This is a genomic window from Agarivorans sp. Z349TD_8, assembly GCF_050870825.2.
Classification (GTDB): Bacteria; Pseudomonadota; Gammaproteobacteria; order Enterobacterales; family Celerinatantimonadaceae; genus Agarivorans.
In genome coordinates this window covers 1,761,863-1,784,212 of the sequence record NZ_CP194037.2, presented here as the reverse complement: position 1 = coordinate 1,784,212, position 22,350 = coordinate 1,761,863, and the positions used below count along the sequence as shown (strand labels likewise).

The following is a 22,350-nucleotide window of genomic DNA, read 5'->3' as shown; positions in this document are numbered from 1 at the left end:
TTAATGAGTATAAGGGCGAGTAAGACCGTCGCGATTTAGCTCAACACCAAATCCCGGCTTATCCAGTTGGTCTTTGTGAATGCGACCTCGCTCGGGAACCGGCTCATTAATCAAAATAGGGTCAAATTGTGGACGAGTATGATCCGCTTTGGGCGCGGTCATCAAAAACTCACTGAAAGGTGAGTTAGTAAAAGTAATCACCGCGTGATGAGAATAGACGGACGAGCCGTGCGGCACCACTAACTGGCCCCGAGATTTAGCCACTGCCGCAATTTCTACGAGCGTGGTTAATCCGCCACACCAGCCAACATCTGGTTGCATAATGTTGACCCCAGTTTCAGATAACTCTTGAAATGACTCAAGGGTGCCATGGTGCTCTCCAGTCGTGACCATCAACCCTGGTGGGGCTTTTGCTACTAGCTCACGATAAGCTTGATGTTGATTGGCGGGAAAACACTCTTCGATCCATTTCAAATTAACACCTGCTTGATGCATCGCCCAAGCGGTTTTAATTGCATAATTCGCATCCATACTCATCCAACAATCGGCCATTAACCAAAAGTCATCGCCGCAAAGATCTCGCATGTCTTTAAACTGCTTCACGGTTTCACGGATCCCAGCATCACCTTCATGCGGACCAAAATGCGTGGGCATTTTGCCACCAATAAAGCCCATCTCTTTAGCGAGATCGGGTCGTGCCCCGGTGGCATAAAACTGCAATTCATCCCGCACAGCCCCACCAAGTAATTTAAATACCGGAAGCTGGGTGACTTTGCCAAATAGATCCCAAAGCGCCAAATCAACACAGCTAATGACATTCATGACCAGACCTGCGCCACCGTTATAGTACATTGACGCGCGGATCATCTGGTCGTGGATTAATTTTATGTCAGAGACACACTTGCCTTCGACAAAACGATTTAAGTGCTTCTCAACAATAAAACAACCGGGCTCACCAGCGGTCGAAACTGCAAATCCTGTGGCGCCATCGTCAGCTTCTACTTCAACGATCAGGGTACCAAGCACATTAATCCCAAAAGACTGTCGAGACTGTTCATATTCTTTATAACGACTCATCGGGGTACAGATCTTGTCATCAATCCAATGCCCACCTTGTTGGTCATGATAGTCTGCACCACCATTGCCTTTTTTACCTGTCGCCCCGCCTATGTAATAGGCACGAATTTCTTTTATTTTAGGTAACGTCATTTTGTTATATACTCCCGATCGTTAATTGACCGTTAATTCGACTAGTGTGTTAATTAATATTGCCAAGCTCTGAACCTTGGCAGTCGTGTAGCTCGAGTCTGATTCGGTATGGGTTAATGGGGATTGACCCATATCGAATCCTCGAGCTTCCATTGCAATTCGGTAGCCAAACGGAAAACGAATTGAGGACATCGCCATCATCGCTTCCATCGCTGCGAATTGAAGCTTTTTAGCCGCATCAAACTGACCGGCTTCAAATAAAGCGTTAATTTTCACCATCACTTCTGGCATCACCCCTGAAGTTGCGGTCATACAACCATCACCACCAAGCATCAACGAGCCATATAAGAACTCTTCGCGGCCAGTCATCACCCTAAATTCAGGATCAACCGCTTTACATAAGCTCAGCATTTTCATGAAATTAACGGAACAACCGCCAGAATCTTTAATTCCAACAACATTGGCTAAACGGGCTAGTTTTGCCGCCGTTTCGGCATTAATCGGATCCGCCATAAAAGGGATGTTATAAAGACAGATGGGGAGGTCTGTCGAGGCTGCAACTTTGCTTACAAAACTAATAATCGCGGCTTCATCGCAGGGATAAAAAGCCGGTGGCATTAACACCAATCCGGTGGCACCTTGTGACTTTGCAAAAGCCGCCAATTGAATACTCTCATCTGCGTTATTTGAAGGAATACCACTCCAAACAGGAACCCGCTCTTTCGCTTCGGCACAAACTGCTTCAATCACCGCACATTTTTGAGAAAAACTCATAATGCCGGCCTCTCCCACAGAAGAGATTGGGAAAATTCCGAGCAAACCTTGCTTAATTTGAAAATCGACAATTCGCCTGATTTCGGCCAAATTGGGGGACTGATCTTTCCATGGCGTTAATAAGGCACATAATACTTTTGGGGGTCTATTCATTAATTTACTTCTCCATTAAAACCTAGCTCTCTAGATATTGCGGTTGCTGTGTTTCGTACTTCTGAGGCGGCGTCTTCAAAGGTAAAATCATCACCAATGTGCATCACCGTACCCACCAAAGAAATCGCTGCGATAACGGCACCATGCTTATCGAAAATCGGTGCACTCACGCAGCGAATATTGGCGGCATCTTCTTCATCATCTTTCGCCCACCCAAGGCTTCGTATCCGCGTAAGCTCTTGCTCAAGCTCGGCCCGTGAACCAATGCTATTGGGGAGATGATCGACAAAACTGATTGATTTGATAATCTGTTGCTGCTTTGCTTTATCTAAATAGGCTAAAAGGCATTTGCCTAAAGACGAACGATAAATACAAAGTTGTTTGCCTTCCCAGGTTTTCACCTGGATGTGCGATAGGCTATCCACCCGAACTAAATAGATAGGTGTGTCATTGTCTAAAATCCCCAAATGACAAAGCATTTCAGTTTTGCTGGCAAGGGATTCCAAATGCTGATAGGCAACGTCTCTTAAATCTTGATGTGCAGAAACGGCCCCACCCCATTCGAGTAACTTCAAACCCAGCACATATTGGCCGGTTCTATCTTGATCGACAATCCGCTCACGCTTGAGTTGATTTAATAAGTTATACACCGAACTTTTCGGTAGGCCGAGGATGCGAATGATTTGATTGGCACTGAGATTTCCATGAGCGACCAATACGTCGATAATACTGATTGTTCGACTCAAAGCCGGTATGTTAACTTCTTTTTCCAAAATGCTGGAACCATGTTTTGAATATTGGAAACAAGGTAGCACGAACTCATCGGTACTCAATCATTTGATGGAGAATTTATGAGCAAAATCACAGATATAGAGACTAGAAAATAACGGGAGAGTTTCCAAACAAGCGCAAACGGCTCAAAACAAAAAAGCCAGCTGGATATATTGCTGGCTTTGTTATAAAAACGGGCAGTTGCCCAACACTTCGCTGTTACGGTACTTTTCAACGCCTGAATAGAGATCCAAACAAATTCACGGGGCTTGCCGCGTTCAATTCACAATTAATCTTCCAACATTGAACAAAGGAGCCTGAAGATTCGGCGCAAGGCCTTGCGCTGCAATGGTGAGATCCCAACGAACACCATGCTCTGATTTACTCACCAAAGCTCAGCATACTCACCGCCGTTCAAAGCGGCAACTTTAAGCAAAAAAAGAAAGCAACAACTAGCCTTCAATACTAGCAAAAAGCTTTAGATTTTTACCCGATAAGCGATAAGCAATCCATTCATCTTGTGGCTGAGCGCCAATACTATGATAAAAATCAATGGCGCTTTGATTCCAATCTAATACCGACCATTCAAAACGGCCACAGTCTTTCGCCACCGCAAGCCGAGCTAAATAGGCCATTAAAGCCTTACCCGCCCCTTGACCGCGTTGATCTTGAGACACATAAAGATCTTCCAAATAAAGGCCATATTGACCCAGCCAAGTCGAGTAGTTAAAGAAATACACCGCAAAACCAATCGCCACACCATCCTGTTCGCAGATGAGCGCATGGGCATGGATCTCTGAACCAAATAAACGTTGTTCTATTTGTGCAACACTATTCACTACCGCTTCCGGCTCCTTTTCATAATTTGCGAGCTGCTGAATAAAATTTAAAATTGTCGCTGCATCGACTTTTTCTGCGGGTCTAATATTTAAGGGCATTTGCTTATCCTGTTGACTCAAAGTAGGGAGAGTGTAAGCTCTATAGCTTCATGAATACAGTGCATTATATGCAGACGACAAATGAAGAGTGTGCATGGACAAATTTCCTAATATTGATCTCAATCTACTGAAGCTATTTGCCAGTTTATATCAAACAGGTTCTGTAACCGTCACCGCCGAAACACTTAAGCTGAGTCAATCGGCCTGTAGTCATGCGCTCACTCGCCTACGAGAACGACTAGGCGATGAGCTGTTCGTTCGTATCGAAAACCGAATGCTACCCACAGCCTATGCCCAACGTTTGGCTGAACATGTGATGCCAGCACTCACCATGCTCAATCAGGGTTTTGAGTTATCTCAAGCCTTTTCGCCGACGCAAACCCACAACTTTAAAATCGCCACCACCGACTATAGCTCTTGGTGTATGCAAGCGTTTACCGCTCACTTAAGCCAAGGGTTTAAAGCAATTAATATTGAGTTTCTACAATTAGAACAACGCCTACCAGAAGCAGCGCTTAAATCGGGAGAGCTCGACTTGGCCTGTGGTTTCAGCCATCAGCCAGAGAGTAGCGAAAGTTTAATGCGCTTAACTTGGCTTGAAGACCACTATGTTAATGCTCGTTGTGCGCAGCGAGGAACCCCAGGCCCACTCAACTTACAACAATTTTTAGAACATAAACATATTCTAGTCACACCTTGGAACGAATCCCGCGGCATCGTAGATATTAGCTTGGCCAAAATAAGAAAAAAGAGACAGATTGCGATTAAAACTGCCAGTGTATTAGCGGCTCCCTATTTTGTGCAAAATACCGACTATTTACTAACCCTCCCCCATCGCTATGCTCAACAGATGCAACAACAACTTCGTTTAAGCCTAAGTCCCTTGCCCTTTAAACTTCCTAACTACCAACTCAATTTATATTGGCATAAAACCCGCTATCAGGATCCGAAGCTCATCTGGTTTATCGAACAGTTTCAACAATTCATCGAACAAACAGATACACTGCCACACCAATAAAGGACAGTGCTGAGCTTCACCTAACTGACAAATCATGAACCAATCACCACCAGAGACTAGCTAGCCGCCGATAAAACGCTGAAGCTGTCTCTGGTAAGCTTGATTTTGCTTTAACAAATTTTCATTTTGTTGCAACAAGTTAACCACCATGGCGACCGCCACCCAATCTATTTCTAAGTCTTGATGAAGCCGCACCGCTTTTTTGATCCAATGAAGACTCGTAGTATCGAATATCCAGCGCTCTATCCCTTCCCCCCTTAGTGGCTGAACAATGCCGTATTCCACCACATTAATCAGCACATCACGCTCTATTCCTGCAAGTTGGCAGAGTTCATTGAAGGATATATTGACGAAAGCTTCACTCATGCTCATTCCCTCCACGCTGCTCTGGGATTAAAGTGACTACTAGAGGCCAGCGCCTGCCATAACGCTTGTTGCTGTGGCGTCGCTTTATTTGGCATCACAATGCTGACCACCGCAAATAAGTCGCCAGTGACATTTTTACTTCTTAAGCCTTTACCCTTCACTCGCAATTTGCGCCCTGCTTGAGTATTCGCAGGGATCGATAAACTGATTTTCCCTTCAAGGGTGGGCAGTGTCACCTTGGTGCCTAAAGCGGCCTCCCATGGGGACAAGGGCAATGAGATATACAAATGATGTCCCTGCACATCAAACAGCGGATGCGGTACTAAACGAACATGCAAATAGAGATCGCCCGCAAAGCCACCACTGGAACTGGGGTGCCCCTGGCCTGGCACTCGGATCCGTTCACCATCGCAACTTCCCATCGGCACTTTAATCTTCAATTGCTTGGTGACATGCTCAAGCCGCCCGTTACCAAACACCGGCAGCTGATACTCGATGGTTTTATGCGTTTGTTGAATGGTTTCTTCTAAAAATAGCGGCAGTTCAATCTCGATATCCTGACCGCGTTGCGGCGCAGCTGAAGCCCGCTGCCGAAATGTAGCCCGATGCTGACCAAAAATTGAATTAAAAAACTCAGAAAAATCACCTTCGAATTGCTCGCGATCAGGCTCTTCAGCGTAACTGGTACTTCGCCACCCCGGTGGTGGGCGAAAGCCGTGACTTGACTGCTGTCCATATTGGCGAAGTTGATCGTATTCAGCACGTCGTTTGGGATGTTTTAAAACTTTATACGCCTCAGCCAGTTCTTTAAACTTTGCTTCAGCTCGAGCATCAGAATTCATATCAGGATGGTATTTCAGCGCGAGCTTACGATAGGCCGCTTTGATCTCTTTGCTTCCCGCATCAGGCTTCACGCCAAGGATGTTGTAGTAATCTTTGAATTCCATACGCCTATCCTTCATTTCAAAGCCTCATTCAAGGCCTAGCAGGGTTTAGCGAGTTCCAGATCAACGCTTTTTCTCATGAGCGTAATAAGCACACCAAGAAGCAGGCAAAATCGAAGCCTCATGGATTCACTCTTCCTCGCTCTAAGTGTAGGAGTTTCGATCAAAAATGAGGTGTTAATCCAACCAAGAGATACACAATACGTCGATTGAGAATAAATTCTGGCAAAACAATTTTCAGTCATAAAATCAGGGCTCAACACCACAAAAAAATCGCTTTGCTTGAATCAGGATAGTTAGCTTCGAAAACGCAAAGGTTCACTGCTTTTAATCAATATTAGTCACGATTTAAGAGCCATCAGGCTATCTCAGACTAAGCCAAGAGGTCTCTTATGCCACGAGTTGATATTGGGTGAATACCAGATCCCCCACTATACTATGAGAACTTGATATGGTTTTTCGAAGCAAAATTTAAGTCTGAAGCAAACATGAATGGTCCACAAAATCTGGCTAAATTTTCATAGTCAAACCGTATCCAAATGTTTTCATACGAGCGGAGCGTATCTTGAACAACTCAAGGCATAAGAGCTTATTTATGAAAGGCTGACATATAGATGAAACCAGTAAAACTTTTTGCCCTGTATCCAAATAAATCTACTGTAGATGCCCAGTCTCAAAAAATGAGCCACGATGAACAATCCCCAAAGACTAGCGAAATATTGAATAGGCTGAACAAACACTTTGCTCTGACATTGAAATCATTAACAAATATCTAAAAGCATATATATAAAGTGGGTTAATAAAATGCGTGACAAGCAAACCATTATGTTTTTAACAAAAATCTTTCAAAAAAAAATATATAAGCGGATATGTTATTTAGTCATTTCCATTTTAATACTGACAATATCTAATCAAAAAGTCGCTGCTGAAACTATTGTGCTAGCCGCAGCAGCTGACAGTATTCCCACTTCATACCTAGAAAATGGTAAACAAACGGGTATTTTAATTGATGTTATAAATGAAGCATTTTATCGCGCTGGGTATACCGTTGAAATTCAACTCATGCCTTGGGCTCGATGTTTAAAATCCGTCAAATCTGGTGATGTGGATGGTATATTCTCAGCATATTTAACCGATGAACGACAAGAGTTTATGAGCTATACCAGTGAAGTCCTGATCACTCAGGTACAAGCTTTTTTTGTTTCGAGTAATTCTACAGTTACCTATGACGGTGACCTCACAAAATTGGCTGATAAATCGATTGGCGTGATTAATCACACCAGCTATGGGCCAAAACTTGATGCTGCATTGGCTGAAGGACTATTCTCAAAAATAGATGTAGCTCAAAACTCTAAAAGTAATGTTCGAAAACTTTTAGCTGGCCGAGTAGATTTGATCCCTTCCTATCGGCATGTTGTTTTAAGCACCGCTAAATCGCTGGGAGAAATCAATAAAATAAGGCAATTATCCCCGAATCTGGAGGCGGTTCCAAGTTACCTCGCATTCACAAGAAAACGCGACTTCACACAGCTCATTGCAGATTACAACAAAGCTCTTGCATCGATGAAGGAAGACGGTACTTATGATATGATTTTCAATAAGTATCTTCAGTGATCCTTCGTTTAGCCGCGCCATCAACGCGCGCGAAAAACCGAAAAACATACTCTCAACTAACCTTAAACAGGCTTACTTCGCTGATTTCGTAAATGACTGAACAACAATGAAATAACAATGTTCTTACCGAAGTTCTGAATCAACAACCACCAACAAAAGAGTTTCATTCAAATATGAATATCTCAAATTCATATTCCACCAACGCCTGTTTAACAATAACGTACACCGACTCAAGGTTGAAACCGCCAAATCGTACTTAGAAACTAACATGAGTGGACACTATAACTGAGGCTAATACTGTTACTAACAAGGCGACTTAGTATGTTTGACAGATACTTATTACATGATTATTGTCTCCCTGCAAAGCAATCAGACAAAAAGCCTTAGCCATCCTTATGGATGTTGATTACCAATCGCCTCCCACATCACGTTACATTCTTCTTTAGCAGCTGCGGTCAATAACTCAATTAAGGGGAATGCTCGATGCCCCAAACTCACTGGCGCTTCAATCAAATCGTCGGCTTCATCTTTGGCATCGCCAAGTTCCGGCGCTTTTTCCGCTAGATCTATCGCAGCTTTTAACTGAGCAAGTGCGGTTGCCACATCTGCAGCCAAAATTGCTCCGGGCACGTTGTCACTTTGGCCCATCATCTTCAACATCTGTAGGCCCACATCACCAAACATCGTAATATTTGCATAGGCTTTACAGCTAAATGTAATCAACATATTATAACTCTACTGTTTTAATTGTTATTAACAATGCCACATTTAGAACTCATCTTTCATCGCATGTGGCATCACACTGAATACAATAAACTACCTCGACCCACCATAGCATATTGCGATACCGCATAATTAATGAAATGTCACATCGCACCATTGAATCAACCAGCTAGCCTGCTCGTCGCAAGCTTCGCACCCACACGCTTTGGTTCAAGCGTTTTTGTCTACTTTAGTGCTACAGTCATGCTAATATTCAGTTCTTCCCAATAGAATAAGAAAGCAAAATAAATGAGTTCAGAGCATTTCAAGGGTCAATATGAAGTCGAACTAAAATTTAGATTGCCGTCAAAATCTGATTTTTTGCAAACCTTAGCTAAGATGCCTCATAAGGTAATGCTTCTAGATAACGTCGAATCGGATTGCTACTTCGATACATCCACTCAACAACTTCAAGCGCAAAATAAGAGTGTTTGTATCCGTGAGATGGAACCGTCGGGAATAAAATTATGGATAGTCAAAGGTCCAGAGTTTGATCGCTGCGAAGCGACGAATATCATCAATGCACACTCAGCAAAAAGTATGCTGCAAACTATGGGCTATCAGGTCGCTTTACAAGCAAAAAAAATCCGTAGTATTTACTTCATCGGTCAGTACCATGTAACACTAGATTATCTCGAAGGAATTGGACACTTTGCTGAATTTGCGATTATGACCGATGAGCAGTCAATGCTAGCAAACTATAAAGTTGAACTCGAAAGCTTAGCCAGTCAATTTGGCTTAAGCACTCCAGACCTAGAGACAAAATCTTATCGTGAGTTATTCATCGAACAAGCGACACAATCCACTCACTGCTGATATGAGTTGTTTCTCCCCAACCGCCTAGATGTGACGCCATAAGAAAGCTAAGCCGAAAATTCATAAAACCAATCCATCGATGTAATCCAAATTTTTGAGAACTTAGCCAAGTGATATCCCTTCGTCTATACGCTTAAAGCCGCGTGAGATAACAAGGCTATGTATGATGCTATTCAACCAACCACTAAATCGGTTTAACTGCTACTCAATTTGCTAGCAAAACAGCAATCTTGTTTATACCAAGATAAGTAATGGTATGAGTTAATCCTGAAGTCGGCGGTGGTTCAAGCCTAACAACAGACCTAGAAAAATACTGATCATTCCCCAATGAATATGCAAGTATTAAGCACTATACTCCGACGATTATAAGGCTCGAAACCAAATTTTAGAGGCAACCATCAAGCAAGGTGCCAACTCCAGAATCAGTTATGTAGCTTGATTGATGAAACGTTTAATTAGCGATAAGTGATCTCTCCTTGAGCCGCGAAATCTGCCGCATTCAGCGGGCTATGCTGTTGCATAAAGGCTTTTAGCACTTCAGCGTCCACGAAGCCAGTATCAACAAAACCCCGATGTTCGGTAATCTTAGGGTAACCATCGCCGCCTGCTGCATTGAAGTTTGGTACAGTAAAGCGGTAGATTTGAGCGCTGTCCAGCGACTGACCAGCAATCACCACATCGCTCACCTTGCCGTTACTCACGGTCATCTCAATCCCAGCAAACTGCGCATAGGCCCCGGTATCCACCGGCATGGTCGCCACAACCGATAAATACTCGAGCACTTCAGCACCGCTCATGTCCACATAGGTAATGGTATTGGAGAAGGGTTGTACCGTAAGAACATCTTTATAGCTCACATCACCGGGCTCAATCGAAGCACGCACTCCGCCAGAGTTCATCACCGCAAAGTCAGCATTCACCCGCTGCATATGCGCCGTTGCGATCATTCGACCGAGGTTGGTTTGAGCAAACCTCACCTTATTTCTATCCCCTTCCAGACGTCCCTTGAGCTGCGCAATATTCACCCCAAGTTGCGCCTGCCCCTGTTGCTGATAAGGACTCAACAAAGCTAAAGCTTGCGGATCGGCGGCAATTTCATCGGCGACGAATACCCGCTGTTTTTTACCGTCAAGCAGTACTTTTTTCTTCAAATTTACTGGAATAAGGCGATAACTATCGAGGCTAAACTCACCATTTTTAAACGTATAATCGGCGCGTCCCAAGTACTTCCCCCATTCGTGGGCTTGCACGATCCAGGTGCCATTTTGTTGGTCGGGTTGACACTTCGCGCCAGGCTTAAAATGAACATCGTAATGGTTTGGCAGCTCCATACACACAGGTTCTTGAGAGTGGCCACCAACGATTAAATCTAACTCACCTGGTTTTAATGAACGCGCCAGACTCACATCACCCGGCGCATTAACCCCATGTTGCGCATTGGCGTAGTGCCCCATGTGGGTCACCGCAAATACCAAATCCGGTTGCTCTTGTTGATGCAGTTCTGCCAGTACCTTCTTCGCCTCGACTTTGGGATCCCGAAACTCGATATCAGCCACCGTATCGGGATGCACCAATTTATAGGTATCTTCCGTCGTAAAACCGATCACCGCCACTTTAACGCCCTGCAGGTCGAAAATTGTATAGGCCTGAAATTTACGCTGACCGGTGGATCGTTGATAAATATTGGCCGATAAGAAGGGAAATCCCGCCCACTCCTGCTGCTGCGCCAGCACCGCCAAGCTGTTATCAAACTCATGATTGCCTAAAGCCATCGCATCATAACCGAGTAACTTCATCCCCTTAAAGTCAGGCTCGGCATCCAGTAAATCTGACTCCGGAACACCAGTATTAATGTCCCCGCCAGACAACAGTAATACACTGCCCCCTGCAGCCGCGACCTCTTTACGGATCCCATCGATGAGGGTTTTACGCGCCGCCAATCCGTATTCGCCGTATTTATTCTGCCAAAAACGGCCATGATGATCGTTGGTATGTAACACGGTGATTTTATAGCTATGATCAGGCTGCCAACTATGACTGGGCTGGGTGCTGCAGCCCACTAACACACTCATGAGTAGCACAAAGGGTAATATTGCAAAACGATAACAGCGCTTCATCTTCATTCCTTGATGATCAGTTAATGAAGAATAATAATAGTTCAGTTACTTTCAACAAGAACAGAGTCTTACAGAGAAAATTCAAGTTATATTGGCAATTTGCTCAGATATCAGCCAAAGATGTTGTTCAACATTTAGCAGCGCAGACTTGGTCTAGATCAATGAAATGCAAATGATAATAATTTACATTTTCAATAAATACTTTGTGAAGCCAATCATGACTCAAGTAAATTCTCTGTCTTTGTCGTCCTTACCCGAAGCACTCACCGGCCAGGCAAGCCCTTCGCCTTTACAGTTTGCCTTCGCTAAAAAAACCACCGCCCATGCACAGCAAAATACCGGCGCACAGCTGTCAGGAGATACCGCATTCAACAAGCTCTTTGCACAACTCTCAGCTTCGCCAACCTCACAGCAAAAGCGTGCGATTTATATTCATATCCCCTTTTGTCGCGTGCGCTGTAGTTTCTGCAGCTTTTTTCAATATGCCAGTAGCCCGCAAATGATGGACCAATATTTCGCAGTTTTAGAACAGGAGCTCAAGGCCAAAGCAGCTTACCCCTGGAGCAAGGCGCAGCCCTTCGACGCAGTCTACGTGGGCGGCGGCACCCCCACCGATTTAAACTCAGCCCAACTAAAGCAACTTGGTCAGCTGATCCAACATTACTTTCCTTTAAGCAGTGACTGCGAAATCACCTTAGAGGGTCGACTCAATCGATTTGACGATGACAAGTTTTCCGCCGCGCTCGCGGGCGGATTTAATCGCTTCTCTTTTGGAGTGCAAAGCTTTAACAGCCAGGTTCGTCGCAGCGCCAAACGACTCGACCAACGTGAGACCATTCTCCAACGGCTGCAACAATTAAGCGCTTCACAACAAGCGACTATTGCCATCGACTTGCTCTATGGTCTGCCCCATCAGACGACTGAAAACTGGCAGCAGGATCTACAAGATGTGCTGAGCAGCGGTGTCCATGGTGTCGATCTCTATCAACTGCTCACATTTGGCGGTACCGCATTACAACGAAATTCGGAGAAGGAGGGAGTTGCCCAACCTTTAAGCACCAGCGAAAAAGCACTGATGTACCGCCAAGGGCATCAGTTTTTCACCAAGCAGGGTTTAAAGCAGCTGAGTTATTGTCATTGGGCAAGCGATCCCCGAGAGCAAAGCCATTACAATAGCCTGGTCAAGCAGGGGGTCGATATTTTGCCCATTGGCGCCGGGGCTGGCGGAAAAATCAATGGCTTTAGCATGATGCAGTTTCGCGATATCGATACCTGGAAAAATGCAGTGCAAGAAAACAGCTGGGCTTTTCAAACCTTAACCCCACCGAGCCAAGATGCCACGCTACAAGCTGCCATTGTCAGTGGCTGTGACCAAGGAGAACTAAGCGCGGCTAAACTTCCTCAAGGCGCGCAGGTGTTTCGCCATTGTCAAACGCTGTTTGATGCTTGGCAAAAAAACGGCCTGGTCACACAGCACGGCCAACAGCTTAACTTAAGTTTAGCGGGACAGTTTTGGTCGGTAAATCTAGCAAACGCCCTGAAAAACTACCTGCGTCTTTATCCGCTCGCACAATAAGTGCCGAGCAGAAACGAAAAAAGCCATGCTTTAGCATGGCTTTTAAAAATGGCGGAGGAGGAGAGATTTGAACTCTCGAAGGGCTATTAACCCTTGCCGGTTTTCAAGACCGGTGCATTCGACCACTCTGCCACCCCTCCGCAGGGGTGTTGCTGCAATTAAAGTGTCATGTTCTGATTGATGACATGCCAAGTTAATATGGCGGAGGAGGAGAGATTTGAACTCTCGAAGGGCTATTAACCCTTGCCGGTTTTCAAGACCGGTGCATTCGACCACTCTGCCACCCCTCCGCAGCGGTGTGAATATTACGTTTATGATTTTAAAATGTAAAGGCTATTTCAGTTCAACCGCTCGCAATTCAGCCAATTGAGTCAAACTTTTTATGGATTGACGAATTCTTGTTCTACCCGGCATTCCCTAAGATGTTTGAACTAAGTTGTTTGAAATATCCGCCAGGCACTTAAGCACTATCACTGAGCTTACTGGCGGTTTTTCACGACTCCACCGAAGACAGTTTCAGTTTGGCGCTTTTGCCAAGGTAAAGCACGAATATAATTAGGCAGAACAAACTAAACAACTGCCAAACAAAACCCAAAGGATACAATAAAGCCGTGGCCAACGCGGCCATCAGCACTCGCTCCCAAATCTGTAGCTGTCGTTTATGCCAGCCCTGCATCACTAAAGTAAAGGCGTATAAGCCGGGCAAAGCAAAAGCAAACACGAGTATCGGCTCCCACCCCGCCCCCTGCACTAAAGGCGTATAGGCAAATAACAAGGGAATGATGTATAGACCCTTGGCGATTTTCCAGGAAGTAAAACCGGTCGCCATTGGTGGAGACTTGGCGATAGCGGCGGCAGTGAAGGTACATAAACAAACTGGCGGGGTTACGTTACTGTCTTGCGACAACCAGAAAATGATTAAATGAGCAGACAGCAACAACATCGCTATTTTGCCATCATCAAGCAACATTGGTTGCAGCAAGGCCATCATCTCATCAGGGATTTGACTGACTAAAGTTTGCGCCTCCACTAAGCTCAAACTGCCTTGCTCCGCACCCACCCCCAGCAGCATTAATACCGCATGCAGCTCGCTACTGATCTCTGTGGTGCTCAACACTCTCACCAACTCGGCGTTCGCCATTAATTGTAACAAGGCGGGTGCCGACAAGGTCGCCAGTACAATATATGAGGCAGTGACCGGTAAACCCATCCCCAAAACCAAAGAAGCGATAGCCACCAACAATAAGGCCAATAATAAGCTTCCGCCCGACCACTCGGTAATCATTAACGAGAAGGTATTACCAATCCCGGCGGTGGCGATCACATTCACAATCAGGCCTACAGAACAGAGCAATACCGCTGTCACCACCATATTTCGCGCCCCTAGAGCAAATGCATCGGCGATCGCTCGAAAACCCATCTTATTCGGGGTAAACCAGGAACTGATAATCACCGTGATAATCGCAATCACCGCCGCATAAGTCGGGGTATATCCCATCACCAGTAAACCAATCAATAAACTCACGGGCACAATAAAGGATAAACCTTCTCGCAACACCATCGGCAGTAAGGGCGCGCCTTTTTCCATGGTACGCGTTAAACCCATTTTGTAAGATTCCGTTCGCACGTAAAATACCAGTGAGGCAAAATACAATATCGCAGGAAAAATACTCACGATGACGATGGTGCTGTAGGGGATCTGAGTATAACTAGCCATCACAAAGGCACCAGCCCCCATAATCGGGGGAACAATTTGCCCTCCAGTTGACGCCGAAGCCTCAACGGCGGCAGCAAAACGTGCACTAAATCCAGCATTTTTCATCAGAGGAATCGTCACCACCCCAGTTGAGGCCGTATTGGCCACCGCGCTACCAGAAATAGTCCCGGTTAAACCTGAGGCGATAATCGCCACAATCCCAGGTCCGCCAACCAGTTTACTGGCGATGCTTTTTGACAAGTGGATCACAAAATCCCCTGCGCCCGAGCGTAATAAAAAGGCACCAAACAGGATAAACATAAACACAAAGCTCGCCGAAATTCGGGCAATGTTGCCAAAGATGGCATCGTCACCATAAATACTTCGAAACAACAGCGTCTCTAGACTTAAACCTTTGAATTGAAAAACGCCCGGCACATAATTGCCCCACCAGGCCAAATAGGAAATAGAGCTCACAATGAGCAATGGGATCACCCAACCTGTCGCCCGACGCGTCATATCAATCGCGCCGAGGATCACCACTATGCCGCAGATCCAATCGAGAGTGACTAAACGAACACCCCGTTGGTAAATCAAGTCTTCGGCAAACAGCAAATAAATCGCTGACAGCGTGATAGAAAATACCCATATACGATCCAACCAACTGGCCAAGTGATGCTTTGTCAGCGGCTTCAGCAAGCCACATAACAAGACAAAACCTGCAAAGTGGATAATATTTTGTTGCAAAACTGCAATATCTGCGAAAATATTGAAATAGACATGCACTAGACTAATCACGATCCCCAGCACATACACCAATGACAAGGAACGGGTTTCGTTGACTTCTTGACGGATACTATCGGGGACTGCATTCCATTGCATAGCAGAAGCTCCTTGAGTAACAATAATGCGCGGTGCATAAATAAAAGTGCATGCGAAGTGCACGTATGATGAGAATTGCTTCCATTAACAAGAGATGACCACGGGATCAATGCTCACGAGAGGCCTTCGCACTGAATATTTGAAGCCCTTTCTATCGGTGATTCGGCTTGGTCTTATGATATGAAGAGGCTTAACAAGCAAATTCACTGACTTGTTAAGCCAAAACAAGCGCTTATTTCGCCACCAAGTTATCGGGAATTTGAATCCCCTGTTCGCGATAGTAACGTGCCGCACCGGGATGAAGTGGAGCAGGCAAACCTGCCAGCGCTTTTTCTAACGACATGGCGAGGGTTGCTTTATGGATCGCCTGTAAAAAAGCCAAGTTTTCGTAAATCGTTTTGGTCAACAAATAAACAAATTCTTCATCCACGTCAGCATGTACCGCTAAAAAATTCGGTTGCGCAATGGTATTCCAGTCCTTTGCCTGATTCGGGTAGGTGCCAGCGGGTATCACATACCGAGTCCATAAACCCAGGCCCCCATTTGCCTGCTGCATTTGCTCATCGCTAATATCCAGCGGTACAACATCTTTCGCCGCTGCGGCAAATAACTTAGTGATAGCCCCGGTAGGAGCCCCTGCCGGCGTGTTAATGCCGACTACTTGGCCATTTTGTAGCGCTTCCGCAGAGGGGCCATAACCTGCAGAAAAAAGTTTCATTTGGCTATCAATATCAACCCCAAGATGCCCCAGTAGAAAACGGTTCGAGCCAATAGTTCCGGAGTTTTTCTTACCCAAGGCGAGTGTCTTTCCAGTTAATGCTAGTAGGTCGCTAATATCCCCTGTTTTCGCGTATTGCTTTTGAATAACAAATTGCTCAACATTCTGCCATAACATAGTAATAGAGCGCAGATGAGTTTGCTTTCCTTGTTGTTCAAGAGGACCACTCCCATTAACCGCATAGGAACCATAGAGCCCCTGTAAAATGGCAAACTGAGCTTCTTTATCACGCAATAACTTAATGTTCTCCGCTGAACCAGCAGAATTAATCGCAGAAACACTCACTTTATGGGTCGGTTGGATCTTCACCTTAGTGAGGGTTGCCAATGCGACCCCCACCGGATAATAGGTTCCTCCGGTACTCGCAGTTGCCAACAAGTAGTTTTTAGCGGTGTCCGCTTGCGCTGTTACACCGAGCATTGTTGTCAGTAGTAATAAACTTTTTAGCCAATAAGCCATGATTTACTCTCCTTAGTAAAGGTTCTACGACCACGCGAACCCTTGATCCTGAATATCTAAACGATGAAAACTCAGCCCTAGCCTACAACTTGCTGATTTAAGCGTGCGTCATCAACGACTCAAAGCTCTCGACGCCTTAATCACGCCAATTATCAGCAGCTCTCGATGAATTTCTATGGCACCCGCCATCTTCAAGCGAGCGAATAATCATGCTAATGAACAAGTTGCAAATTAACAAGTTATTAACACGAGCCTACGACTAAAGTCGGAACCAACCATAAGGCAACTACTTAAAATACTTTTGGTAGAGCTTTTGATAACTCGCAGAGCTGACGACTAACTGCAAGGCTCGTTGAAAGCGTCGTAATTCGGGCTCACTCACCGATGGATGAAAAGCATAACAGTATTCATTATCGAACAAACTATAGACTTGTTTGAAGCTTAGTTCATGTGGGTCGATGTGCTCCGAGACCAGGGCCAACAAATCAACTCGGCGTAGCGCTAATAATTTAAATGCTTGCTCAATAGTCTTAATCGCCACGATATTATGCTGTAGGCCAGCATCATTTAAATAAGCATGGATCGACTGCCCGCTGAGTAATGCAACTTTATAATTCGCTAAATCCGCCAACGCCGTGATCTCAATTTTGCTGTCATTCAGTGCATATAAATTGGCCTGACCGATGTTAATTGGACAAGCCCATTTAAATTTTGACTCTCGCTGGGCAGTTTTAATAGTTGAAAATAACACCGTATAAGGCAGCTGCTGCAGTTTTGCGTATGCCCGTTTCCAAGGTAAAAACTGGATCTCTGGGAGCGGGCTACCCAATTGCTGAAATACCAAACTTAACAGTTCCACAGCAAAACCTTGCGGCTGTTGCTGTTCAACATAGTTGTAAGGGAAAAAGTCTTCACTCATGTAACTCAGCTCTTCCAATGTATGAGCTTGTAGCTGAATACTCGTGAATAGAGAACAAGCAATGAGTAACTTAATCCTGTATTTCATCCCAATCCCCAAATTTCTCATTTTCACGACTTGCCTAGTCAGCAAATTCAACCAGCAGCCAACATGGCAACGCTAGTCAGAAGACAAAACAACAAGTACACTGCAGCCTCAGCAATCTACCGAGCATTCACCTTTGAGTTTCATTCGACTATGCTTTTATGCCCTCCTTGGTGGCTATTGTTTTTCTATAATGGCTGCTACATGGCCAAACTCGACTCAGCACTTAGCAGGAAAACGCTCCATTAGTCAGGCTATAAAGGCCTACCATAACGATAGTCTAAAGCGTTTATTACCGCTATTTGTCGCCGCTAAAGTCGATTACCCGCCGCAAAAAATCACCTTATTGGCGAGCAAACGTTCACGACGCTTAGAGCTATGGGCCGACAGTGGGGAGGGTTATCACTTTATTCATACTTATTGGATCCGACATGCGAGTGGCACGGCAGGGCCAAAGCTTCGAGAAGGGGACTTGCAAGTCCCCGAGGGGATCTATCAGATTGAGGCTCTAAACCCGAATAGTCAATTTCATCTTTCGATGAAACTGAACTACCCTAATAGTTTCGATCTTGCCAAAGCAAAGTTGGAACAACGCAAGCAACCCGGTTCAAACATTTTTATTCATGGCAAAGCGTCATCAATCGGCTGTTTAGCCATCGGCGATCAAAATATCGAAGATTTATTTATCTTGGTGGAACGTATTGGCCCCGGCAATAGTTCAGTGGTTATCGCCCCGCACGATCCAAGGCTATTGCCGCTGTTTCCAGTACCTGATCACTTACCCCCATGGACCACAGAACTTTATCAACAAATCCAACAACAATTTGAGAGATTTAAGCGATAGAAACCTGGCAGCGAATGATTTTTTATGTTCAGTTTTATTGAGATAAATGAATTTGAATCACCGCCAGCAGAAGCATACCAAGAGCAAACAGACCCGAATTGCCGTGTTTCCTAAGGAGAAATAAGCACAAGGATTCTGCTAGCTACTTTATAGTGACCATTTAAAAAGCACCAAATGGCTGGTTAAATCGCAAACCCTGTTACGCGCTATGATATTGCAGCACCATACCGGCACTTTTTTTCAAGCCTTCGCTAAGCCATGCGGGCAAGCTGTCAAAGTCTAAGTTGTCCAGTAAATTTTTAAGTTCTAAACCGAGCTCGGTATCACCTTCTATTTTTAAGCGGCGTTGAAAAAATAATGTATCTGGATCTTCTTGGCGTCCCATGAGCAATACAAATTCATTAAGCTGACCAGAAAAACTGACATCAATTTGAGGTGCATTCGCTTGAACCCGCAATTTTCCCTGTTGAAAAGTGACAAACCAGCTAGCATTTAGATCGGTCACTTCAAGCTTCAACCAACGTTGTAGCAAAAAATCAAGATCGCCTTCTTCAATTGCTTCCGCAAAAGCAAGGGCTAGCGCTTTCTCTAAAACCAAGCCTTGCACAGCAAAAGGACAGAACTTCACAGGAATGCTCAATATTTTGGGCATGTCTTTCACTAAAGATTGTTTCAAGCTATCCAGCACTTCATTTCCTCATATATAAACAATAGATCGAGCAGATAAGTGATTCAGTTTACTCAACTTTGCCAACATCAAACCTGCTCTGAGTCAATATCCTGAATAACTAAGACCAGTAAAATAACAAAAAATCTCTTGAGAGGGACCTATGGAATTACTTTGCCCTGCAGGCTCTTTACCTGCAGTTAAAGCGGCGGTGGATCACGGCGCCGACGCTATCTATATTGGCTTTAAAGACGCCACTAATGCTCGCCATTTTGCTGGTTTAAACTTTGAAGGAAAGAAGCTTGATAAAGCGGTCGACTACTTAAAGCAACATCGGCGTAAATTACATATTGCGATTAATACTTTTGCACATCCACAACAGCAACATCTTTGGTTCTCAGCCATTGACCGCGCCGTTGATATCGGCGCTGACGCCGTCATTCTAGCCGACATTTGTTTGCTCGAATATGCGAAGCAACAGCACCCAGACCTAGAAGTTCACCTCTCGGTGCAGGCCTCGGCAACCAATGCTTCGGCCATCGCTTTTTATCAACGTAACTTTGCGGTAAAACGTGTTGTGCTACCACGAGTATTATCCATCCATCAGGTCAAACAACTCTCGAGAGCTTGCCCAGATATGGAGCTGGAAGTATTTGCTTTTGGTAGCCTTTGTGTCATGGCAGAAGGTCGCTGTTATTTGTCCTCCTATTTAACCGGAGAATCGCCCAATACCGTTGGAGCCTGTTCACCCGCTTCTTATGTCCGTTGGCAAGAAACCGAACAGGGCTTAGAGTCTAGGCTAAACAACATTCTGATTGACCGCTATGCTCCGAATGAAACCGCCGGCTACCCCACCTTATGTAAGGGGCGTTTTGATGTAGACGGACAGCGTTATCATGCCTTAGAGGAACCCACCAGCCTCAATACCATTGAACTGATTCCGGAGTTATTCGCCGCCAATATAGCCGCTGTAAAAATAGAAGGGCGCCAACGTAGTCCCGCCTATGTCGCTCAAGTGACCCAAGTGTGGCGAGAAGCAATCGATAGCTTTAAAGCAAACCCAGAGAGTTTTTCCGCGAAAAGCCACTGGATGAGTCAATTAGCTAATTTATCTGAAGGCAGCCAAACCACGTTGGGTGCTTACCAAAAAGCTTGGCAATAAAGGATAGGTACCATATGAAATATGCACTAGGACCAATTCTATATTATTGGCCCAACCAACAAATTGAAGAGTTCTATCATCTAGCCAAGGCCAGCAGCGCCGACATTGTCTATCTCGGCGAAACCGTATGTAGCAAACGACGCAATATGAAGGTACAAGACTGGCTAGACTTAGCGAAACAACTCAGCTTCGCTGGCAAACAAGTTGTAATATCGACCATGGCTTTGTTAGAAGCACCTTCAGAGATTAAACAACTTCAAAAATTAGTCAGTAATGGCGATTTTTTAATCGAAGCAAATGACTTTAGTGCTATCGAAGAAGCACATAGAGCCAGTTTGCCTTTCGTCTGCGGTCCTGCGGTTAATATTTACAATGGCTATGCGCTGAAAGTATTGCTTGACCAAGGAATGCAACGCTGGGTAATGCCCGTTGAACTTTCTCGAGATTGGCTACAAAAACTTAGTAATGAATGTATTGAAATGGGGATCCGTGAACGCTTTGAGATAGAGGTCTTCGCTTACGGGCATTTACCACTGGCTTATTCAGCCCGTTGTTTTACCGCTCAGGCTGAGGGGAAAAGCAAAGACAACTGCGAAACCTGCTGCATTAATTACCCAAATGGACGCCGCGTCGATAGCCAAGAAGGCCAGCCACTATTTGTATTAAATGGTATTCAAACCATGTCGGGAGATTGTTACGACTTAATTAATGACCAACAAAGTATGCAGGGTTTGGTCGATATTGTGAGAATTAGTCCACTAGGTGAAGATAGTATCGAACACCTAGAAGCCTTTCGCCGCCGCAGCCAAACTACCGAACGATTTCCTACGCCGGATAGTGTCAATGGCTACTGGCATCAAATTGCTGGGATCCGCCACCAGCAAGACTAAAACAAGCTCAATGAGAGCCGGTTAGGGTTGGCTCTCATAGCGGTGCAACTCAAATAAAGCTAAACGATGTTCGACAAAATCATAAACGTTATTCGCTAAAGAGAGTTTGAAATAACTGCTGGCCAAGGTGTGATTCCCCGCCCGTTGTGCGAGCTTCGCCATATAGAAGTATGCTTCACAAAGCCGCTCCGCCAAAGCGCGATTATCCGTTTCGCCAGCCATCGTACTGGCCAAAAACTGCTGTTGATCGATTTGGCCAGCGTAGAGGCGAACAATCTGCCAACCCCAGTCATGTTCGCTAGAGTATTCAGCTAAAGCCGCTTGTAGCGTTGTTAATGCGTCTGTTTCACCCGCTTCTAATTGAATCAGATAACGCCATAATACGCGGTAAGGATCATTGGGAGCCTGAGCAGCATAGCGTTTAACATCAACCACTGCCAACTTTGGCTTATTTGCGTAATTCAGTGCTAAACCGCGATAAAAGTAAGCGAATGCATAATCTGGCTCAAGCTCCAAGGCCGAATCAAAGCTTTCAAAAGCACTGTCAAATTCTTCGGCTAAGGTAAAGTAAACCCCCAGAAAGTTATACGCTTCGACAAAGTCGGGCTTTAACTGAATGGCTCGATTAAAGTCGAAGCGGGCTAAGGCTCGTAGCCCAACACGATCAAATACAATGCCTCGTTCGTAATATAACTGCGCCATCTGTTGTTGATCATATTCACCAGAACTAAGCATTTGTCCCAAACGAGCCAGCGCAACTTCTGATTGATAATTCACCTGTAAGGGCGTTGCAAGAACAACTGTATTCGGCGTCTGGCTTGAAGTGCTAGCACAAGCGCTTAGGTAACCCAAAGTCACGACCAAACAAGCGGTGCGCAAGGCTTTTTTTAACATATCACTTCCATTTTATC

The 22,350-nt window shown here is 45.0% G+C and carries 20 protein-coding genes and 2 tRNA genes; 7 read left to right on the top strand and 15 right to left on the bottom strand.

The window, feature by feature from the left end; all coding sequences use genetic code 11:
* From rhmD to ACRRS1_RS08135, 4 genes are all read right to left on the bottom strand, one after another.
* On the bottom strand, positions 1 to 1,209 hold the full coding sequence (gene rhmD, locus ACRRS1_RS08150) for an L-rhamnonate dehydratase (protein WP_432468040.1): 1,209 nt from the start codon (positions 1,207 to 1,209) through the stop codon (positions 1 to 3).
* A 21-nt stretch (positions 1,210 to 1,230) separates the two neighbouring features.
* A complete protein-coding gene (locus ACRRS1_RS08145) occupies positions 1,231 to 2,136 on the bottom strand; it encodes a dihydrodipicolinate synthase family protein (RefSeq protein ID WP_432459091.1) in 906 nt (301 codons plus the stop codon).
* Positions 2,136 to 2,909 (bottom strand): IclR family transcriptional regulator, encoded by a 774-nt coding sequence (locus ACRRS1_RS08140; RefSeq protein WP_432459090.1) that lies wholly within the window; start codon positions 2,907 to 2,909, stop codon positions 2,136 to 2,138. Before ACRRS1_RS08140 ends, ACRRS1_RS08145 begins: the two co-directional genes overlap by 1 nt.
* A gap of 450 nt (positions 2,910 to 3,359) precedes the next feature.
* On the bottom strand, positions 3,360 to 3,845 hold the full coding sequence (locus ACRRS1_RS08135; protein WP_432468041.1) for a GNAT family N-acetyltransferase: 486 nt from the start codon (positions 3,843 to 3,845) through the stop codon (positions 3,360 to 3,362).
* A 94-nt stretch (positions 3,846 to 3,939) separates the two neighbouring features.
* Here ACRRS1_RS08135 and ACRRS1_RS08130 point away from each other — a divergent pair, with 94 nt between their 5' ends.
* On the top strand, positions 3,940 to 4,863 hold the full coding sequence (locus ACRRS1_RS08130) for a LysR family transcriptional regulator (protein WP_432468043.1): 924 nt from the start codon (positions 3,940 to 3,942) through the stop codon (positions 4,861 to 4,863).
* 60 nt (positions 4,864 to 4,923) lie between these two features.
* Here ACRRS1_RS08130 and ACRRS1_RS08125 read toward each other — a convergent pair whose 3' ends face one another.
* Positions 4,924 to 5,229 carry a chaperone modulator CbpM gene (locus tag ACRRS1_RS08125; protein WP_432468044.1) on the bottom strand — a complete coding sequence of 102 codons (306 nt, stop codon included), beginning with the start codon at positions 5,227 to 5,229 and terminating at the stop codon, positions 4,924 to 4,926.
* A 2-nt stretch (positions 5,230 to 5,231) separates the two neighbouring features.
* Positions 5,232 to 6,176, bottom strand: a complete 945-nt coding sequence (locus ACRRS1_RS08120) for a DnaJ C-terminal domain-containing protein (RefSeq protein WP_432468045.1) — start codon at positions 6,174 to 6,176, stop codon at positions 5,232 to 5,234.
* Between the two features lie 801 nt (positions 6,177 to 6,977).
* Here ACRRS1_RS08120 and ACRRS1_RS08115 point away from each other — a divergent pair.
* Complete coding sequence (locus ACRRS1_RS08115) at positions 6,978 to 7,787, top strand: substrate-binding periplasmic protein (RefSeq protein WP_432459085.1); 810 nt, start codon at positions 6,978 to 6,980, stop codon at positions 7,785 to 7,787.
* Positions 7,788 to 8,180: 393 nt separating this feature from the next.
* On the opposite strand, the gene ACRRS1_RS08110 is transcribed toward ACRRS1_RS08115, so the two are convergent.
* The gene (locus ACRRS1_RS08110; RefSeq protein WP_432459084.1) at positions 8,181 to 8,513 is read right to left on the bottom strand and encodes a DUF1840 domain-containing protein; all 333 of its coding nucleotides are present in this window, start codon (positions 8,511 to 8,513) and stop codon (positions 8,181 to 8,183) included.
* Positions 8,514 to 8,798: 285 nt separating this feature from the next.
* Here ACRRS1_RS08110 and cyaB point away from each other — a divergent pair, with 285 nt between their 5' ends.
* Entirely contained in the window at positions 8,799 to 9,365 is a 567-nt protein-coding gene (gene cyaB / locus ACRRS1_RS08105; protein ID WP_432468046.1) for a class IV adenylate cyclase, read from the top strand.
* Positions 9,366 to 9,820: 455 nt separating this feature from the next.
* Here cyaB and ushA read toward each other — a convergent pair whose 3' ends face one another.
* Positions 9,821 to 11,482 carry a bifunctional UDP-sugar hydrolase/5'-nucleotidase UshA gene (gene ushA / locus ACRRS1_RS08100; RefSeq protein WP_432468047.1) on the bottom strand — a complete coding sequence of 554 codons (1,662 nt, stop codon included), beginning with the start codon at positions 11,480 to 11,482 and terminating at the stop codon, positions 9,821 to 9,823.
* Between the two features lie 217 nt (positions 11,483 to 11,699).
* Between ushA and hutW the strand changes: the two genes are divergently transcribed.
* A complete protein-coding gene (hutW, locus tag ACRRS1_RS08095) occupies positions 11,700 to 13,058 on the top strand; it encodes a heme anaerobic degradation radical SAM methyltransferase ChuW/HutW (protein ID WP_432468049.1) in 1,359 nt (452 codons plus the stop codon).
* Between the two features lie 49 nt (positions 13,059 to 13,107).
* On the opposite strand, the gene ACRRS1_RS08090 is transcribed toward hutW, so the two are convergent.
* The 5 genes from ACRRS1_RS08090 to ACRRS1_RS08070 form a co-directional block, all read right to left on the bottom strand.
* Positions 13,108 to 13,198 (bottom strand) — tRNA-Ser (locus ACRRS1_RS08090).
* A gap of 59 nt (positions 13,199 to 13,257) precedes the next feature.
* Positions 13,258 to 13,348 (bottom strand) — tRNA-Ser (locus ACRRS1_RS08085).
* A 203-nt stretch (positions 13,349 to 13,551) separates the two neighbouring features.
* Positions 13,552 to 15,636, bottom strand: a complete 2,085-nt coding sequence (locus ACRRS1_RS08080; protein WP_432459079.1) for a TRAP transporter permease — start codon at positions 15,634 to 15,636, stop codon at positions 13,552 to 13,554.
* 232 nt (positions 15,637 to 15,868) lie between these two features.
* Complete coding sequence (locus ACRRS1_RS08075; RefSeq protein WP_432453681.1) at positions 15,869 to 16,873, bottom strand: TAXI family TRAP transporter solute-binding subunit; 1,005 nt, start codon at positions 16,871 to 16,873, stop codon at positions 15,869 to 15,871.
* A 286-nt stretch (positions 16,874 to 17,159) separates the two neighbouring features.
* Complete coding sequence (locus ACRRS1_RS08070) at positions 17,160 to 17,879, bottom strand: substrate-binding periplasmic protein (protein ID WP_432453682.1); 720 nt, start codon at positions 17,877 to 17,879, stop codon at positions 17,160 to 17,162.
* 190 nt (positions 17,880 to 18,069) lie between these two features.
* Here ACRRS1_RS08070 and ACRRS1_RS08065 point away from each other — a divergent pair, with 190 nt between their 5' ends.
* Positions 18,070 to 18,720 carry a L,D-transpeptidase family protein gene (locus ACRRS1_RS08065; RefSeq protein ID WP_432462923.1) on the top strand — a complete coding sequence of 217 codons (651 nt, stop codon included), beginning with the start codon at positions 18,070 to 18,072 and terminating at the stop codon, positions 18,718 to 18,720.
* 199 nt (positions 18,721 to 18,919) lie between these two features.
* Here ACRRS1_RS08065 and ubiT read toward each other — a convergent pair whose 3' ends face one another.
* Positions 18,920 to 19,408, bottom strand: coding sequence for a ubiquinone anaerobic biosynthesis accessory factor UbiT (gene ubiT / locus ACRRS1_RS08060; RefSeq protein ID WP_432453684.1), 489 nt, complete (start codon positions 19,406 to 19,408; stop codon positions 18,920 to 18,922).
* 142 nt (positions 19,409 to 19,550) lie between these two features.
* On the opposite strand from ubiT, the gene ubiU reads away from it, so the two are divergent.
* Together ubiU and ACRRS1_RS08050 are read left to right on the top strand one after the other, a co-directional pair.
* Positions 19,551 to 20,549, top strand: a complete 999-nt coding sequence (gene ubiU / locus ACRRS1_RS08055; protein WP_432459075.1) for a ubiquinone anaerobic biosynthesis protein UbiU — start codon at positions 19,551 to 19,553, stop codon at positions 20,547 to 20,549.
* A gap of 14 nt (positions 20,550 to 20,563) precedes the next feature.
* Positions 20,564 to 21,439: a U32 family peptidase gene (locus ACRRS1_RS08050; RefSeq protein WP_432453686.1), complete on the top strand. Its 876-nt coding sequence runs from the start codon at positions 20,564 to 20,566 to the stop codon at positions 21,437 to 21,439.
* 21 nt (positions 21,440 to 21,460) lie between these two features.
* Here ACRRS1_RS08050 and nlpI read toward each other — a convergent pair whose 3' ends face one another.
* On the bottom strand, positions 21,461 to 22,333 hold the full coding sequence (nlpI, locus tag ACRRS1_RS08045; protein WP_432459074.1) for a lipoprotein NlpI: 873 nt from the start codon (positions 22,331 to 22,333) through the stop codon (positions 21,461 to 21,463).
* Between the last annotated feature and the right edge of the window lie 17 nt (positions 22,334 to 22,350).

What these genes read in the sequence shown, in the direction of transcription:
- rhmD (WP_432468040.1), bottom strand. Translation starts at nt 1,209, where the DNA reads ATGACGTTACCTAAAATAAAAGAAATTCGTGCCTATTACATAGGCGGG.
- ACRRS1_RS08145 (WP_432459091.1), bottom strand. Translation starts at nt 2,136, where the DNA reads ATGAATAGACCCCCAAAAGTATTATGTGCCTTATTAACGCCATGGAAA.
- ACRRS1_RS08135 (WP_432468041.1), bottom strand. Translation starts at nt 3,845, where the DNA reads ATGCCCTTAAATATTAGACCCGCAGAAAAAGTCGATGCAGCGACAATT.
- ACRRS1_RS08130 (WP_432468043.1), top strand. Translation starts at nt 3,940, where the DNA reads ATGGACAAATTTCCTAATATTGATCTCAATCTACTGAAGCTATTTGCC.
- ACRRS1_RS08125 (WP_432468044.1), bottom strand. Translation starts at nt 5,229, where the DNA reads ATGAGTGAAGCTTTCGTCAATATATCCTTCAATGAACTCTGCCAACTT.
- ACRRS1_RS08120 (WP_432468045.1), bottom strand. Translation starts at nt 6,176, where the DNA reads ATGGAATTCAAAGATTACTACAACATCCTTGGCGTGAAGCCTGATGCG.
- ACRRS1_RS08115 (WP_432459085.1), top strand. Translation starts at nt 6,978, where the DNA reads ATGCGTGACAAGCAAACCATTATGTTTTTAACAAAAATCTTTCAAAAA.
- ACRRS1_RS08110 (WP_432459084.1), bottom strand. Translation starts at nt 8,513, where the DNA reads ATGTTGATTACATTTAGCTGTAAAGCCTATGCAAATATTACGATGTTT.
- cyaB (WP_432468046.1), top strand. Translation starts at nt 8,799, where the DNA reads ATGAGTTCAGAGCATTTCAAGGGTCAATATGAAGTCGAACTAAAATTT.
- ushA (WP_432468047.1), bottom strand. Translation starts at nt 11,482, where the DNA reads ATGAAGCGCTGTTATCGTTTTGCAATATTACCCTTTGTGCTACTCATG.
- hutW (WP_432468049.1), top strand. Translation starts at nt 11,700, where the DNA reads ATGACTCAAGTAAATTCTCTGTCTTTGTCGTCCTTACCCGAAGCACTC.
- ACRRS1_RS08080 (WP_432459079.1), bottom strand. Translation starts at nt 15,636, where the DNA reads ATGCAATGGAATGCAGTCCCCGATAGTATCCGTCAAGAAGTCAACGAA.
- ACRRS1_RS08075 (WP_432453681.1), bottom strand. Translation starts at nt 16,873, where the DNA reads ATGGCTTATTGGCTAAAAAGTTTATTACTACTGACAACAATGCTCGGT.
- ACRRS1_RS08070 (WP_432453682.1), bottom strand. Translation starts at nt 17,879, where the DNA reads ATGAAATACAGGATTAAGTTACTCATTGCTTGTTCTCTATTCACGAGT.
- ACRRS1_RS08065 (WP_432462923.1), top strand. Translation starts at nt 18,070, where the DNA reads ATGGCTGCTACATGGCCAAACTCGACTCAGCACTTAGCAGGAAAACGC.
- ubiU (WP_432459075.1), top strand. Translation starts at nt 19,551, where the DNA reads ATGGAATTACTTTGCCCTGCAGGCTCTTTACCTGCAGTTAAAGCGGCG.
- ACRRS1_RS08050 (WP_432453686.1), top strand. Translation starts at nt 20,564, where the DNA reads ATGAAATATGCACTAGGACCAATTCTATATTATTGGCCCAACCAACAA.
- nlpI (WP_432459074.1), bottom strand. Translation starts at nt 22,333, where the DNA reads ATGTTAAAAAAAGCCTTGCGCACCGCTTGTTTGGTCGTGACTTTGGGT.